Genomic DNA, 2,679 nt, shown 5'->3' with positions numbered 1-2,679 from the left:
GGGATTTCGATGGCGGCACTCTGGCGGGGGTGCGGCAGTTGACCTCGGTGTTGCAGGGCCAGCCCGTTGCAAATGTTCCTGCGGCAGCTAGGGCAGTGGCCCAGGGCATTGATTCTTCCCTGGTGGAAGGGATCCTGCTGCTGCTGGGGATCATCATTTTGGGACTGGGGTGGCAGCGCTCTCGCATGCCCGTCTCTCTAAGGGCTGAGCGAGGGGGAAGACAAGTCCTCTCCCTGACACGCAGAGATCCAAGAACAGGTGCTGTGCTCTCTTCGGTTCAGAGCGACCCCATTCGTCTCTTCCTCTATTCGGGATCCCTCTGCCTTGGCGTGTTCCTAGGATTGTCCAGCGGCAACTGGCTGGGGTTCGCTCTGCCGGTTGTGGCTGCTATGGCCACTGACGGCACCTTGAGCCGGAAGCGTGGGATCCCTTTTCAGCCAGTGGTCTGTCAAGCCTGTGGTCGAACCATGCGACTCATCCAGCCCCAGCTTCTGGATAAGTACCTTCCCCAAGAGCATCGCCTGGCCAGGAGCCGCGGCAGAGCTCGCTACTACGGCTGGTTTTGTCCTACCTGTCAAGGAATAGCTGTGGTTGTGCGCGAAGGCACGCTCTCCCGACACCTTTACTGCCCTCGGTGCCAAGCCCTCACCCTCGACCTCACCACACAGGTTCTCAGGGAAGCCACCTATTCCTCTAGCGGCTTGAAGCTGGAAATCCTGAGCTGTCCTATCTGCGGGTACCGCAGCGAGCGAGAGGTGGTCATCCCCGAGCTCAGCGACACAGACACAGATTCAGACTTCGGTGGAGATTCAGGTGGAGATTCAGACTTCGGTGGCGGTAGCAGCGGAGGTGGCGGAGCGGGCGGCAGTTGGTGAGACCCAACTCTAGAGATTTCTCTATCGATCTGAAAAAGGAGTCGGGCTTCTCTTAAATCCGCCAGGACAGTACAGTGGTAAGGGAGCAGCAATAGAAACTGGCTAAGGACGGATCTCTCATGACCCTCGGAGAAGGCGTACAACTGGTTACGTTTGTGGTGCTATCGGCGATGGCCATTGGCTTCGCGCTAGGCGTGGTTTGGGCCCCCAGCATTGTCTATTCCGGTTTTCTGCTCGGGGGCGTTTTCCTGAGCATGGCCGGGTTGTATCTCCTCTTGAATGCCGATTTTGTGGCCGCAGCCCAAGTTCTGATCTACGTCGGCGCGGTTAATGTGTTGATCCTGTTTGCCATCATGTTGGTGAATCGGCGCTACAACTTTGCTCCTCTGAAGCTGGGCTGGCTGCGCAACGGAGTGACGGCGGTGGTCTGTTTGGGTCTGTTTGCCCTCCTAGCCGCGATGGCTTTGAACACCCCTTGGCCGCTGCAGCCGATCCAACCTTTGAGCAGTGTGTTGGTGATCGGCGGCCACTTCTTCAGCGATTATCTTCTGCCTTTTGAGCTGGCTTCTGTTTTGCTGCTGATGGCGTTGATTGGGGCCATTGTCTTGGCGCGTCGAGAGTTTGTCATTCCCCAAGCTGGAGAAGGGGATCTGAGCTTGCTGGAGCGGGCCCGACCCCAGCTTGAATCGGAGTCGGAACGGCAAGCAGAGCTGGTGAGCACCCGTTGAAGCTGACTGCTCTCGGCCATAAAACCTAGAGCTTTCCCGAGGCCCCTGTCATTGTGTATCTACATGGAGCTCATCGCGATGTTGCAACTGCAGTTTTTCTTGGTGGTGGCAGCGATTCTTTTCTGCATTGGTATTTACGGATTGATTGTGAGCCGCAATGCGATTCGCGTCCTGATGTCGATTGAGCTGATGCTCAATGCGGTGAACCTGAACTTCATGGCTTTCTCCAACTTTGTCGATTCAGCGATGATTCGCGGCCAGGTGTTCTCGGTGTTTGTCATCACTGTGGCGGCTGCCGAGGCCGCAGTGGGCTTGGCCATCGTGCTGGGGATCTACCGCAACCGCGCCACTATCGATATGGAGAGCTTCAACTTGCTTAAGTGGTAGACTTTTTCGATTGTTTAGTTTGTATCAAGGCAAGGCTGGCTAATTCAAGTGAAGGCCAGAATGCCTGAGTAGAGCAAAGCTCCCAAAACAGGCAGGAAAACCAGCAGACCCAGCCAGCGGGATTTATTCAGGCGGGGTGGAATGGCAAAGATCACCCAGATACCGAAGATCAAGTTGACTAGGGGAATGAAGAAGAGGATCACCCACCAGCCGGGTTTACCAGCAGCTCGACACATCACCCAGATGTTAGCAATCGGGATCCAAGCTAACCAAGCATTCGGCACGTTTAGCTTCTCTCCAATCACCATTAAGGTGTAGCTAAAGAAGGCGTAAAGGGCAACGGCAATCAGCCCTGGTAAAAGCTCATCCATCGTGACCCTCCCACATATTTTTTTGATATTTGCGAATGTCAACTCACTTGTCTCCAGCGTCTCTTTGGTGTCAGAGGCAACCCTCGAATCTATACAGCTATAAGGCCAAACCGCAAGAAAACCAACTTTCCAAAGCTGTTCAGGAGCTACTCTGATCCCGCCCACAAAGTTAGCCAAAAGGGATCCCGTTGTCCAGACTTATCTGTCAAGTTTCATCAAGAATTCTGTCAAGTTTCATCAAGAATACAGATCTGACGAATAATCTCTCAAGCACGGGGGGGCAACGGCGGGCATTGGATCCCGGGAACCAGGGATTCC

The 2,679-nt window shown here is 54.8% G+C and carries 4 protein-coding genes; 3 read left to right on the top strand and 1 reads right to left on the bottom strand.

The annotated features are described in order from the left end of the window. From NW815_RS13785 to nuoK, 3 genes are all read left to right on the top strand, one after another. The coding region (locus tag NW815_RS13785; RefSeq protein WP_414416137.1) for a TPM domain-containing protein at positions 1 to 875 on the top strand (875 nt) is incomplete at its 5' end. A gap of 119 nt (positions 876 to 994) precedes the next feature. Then, a complete protein-coding gene (locus tag NW815_RS13780) occupies positions 995 to 1,603 on the top strand; it encodes an NADH-quinone oxidoreductase subunit J (RefSeq protein WP_414400659.1) in 609 nt (202 codons plus the stop codon). An 81-nt stretch (positions 1,604 to 1,684) separates the two neighbouring features. Continuing rightward, complete coding sequence (nuoK, locus tag NW815_RS13775; protein WP_414328814.1) at positions 1,685 to 1,990, top strand: NADH-quinone oxidoreductase subunit NuoK; 306 nt, start codon at positions 1,685 to 1,687, stop codon at positions 1,988 to 1,990. 44 nt (positions 1,991 to 2,034) lie between these two features. Here nuoK and NW815_RS13770 read toward each other — a convergent pair whose 3' ends face one another. Then, complete coding sequence (locus NW815_RS13770; RefSeq protein ID WP_011432901.1) at positions 2,035 to 2,361, bottom strand: DUF5684 domain-containing protein; 327 nt, start codon at positions 2,359 to 2,361, stop codon at positions 2,035 to 2,037. Positions 2,362 to 2,679: the final 318 nt, after the last annotated feature.

This window comes from Synechococcus sp. R6-7, from assembly GCF_047461695.1.
GTDB lineage: Bacteria > Cyanobacteriota > Cyanobacteriia > Thermostichales > Thermostichaceae > Thermostichus.
The sequence above is the reverse complement of the archived record's forward strand: the minus strand, read 5'-3'. Positions and strand labels throughout refer to the sequence as shown.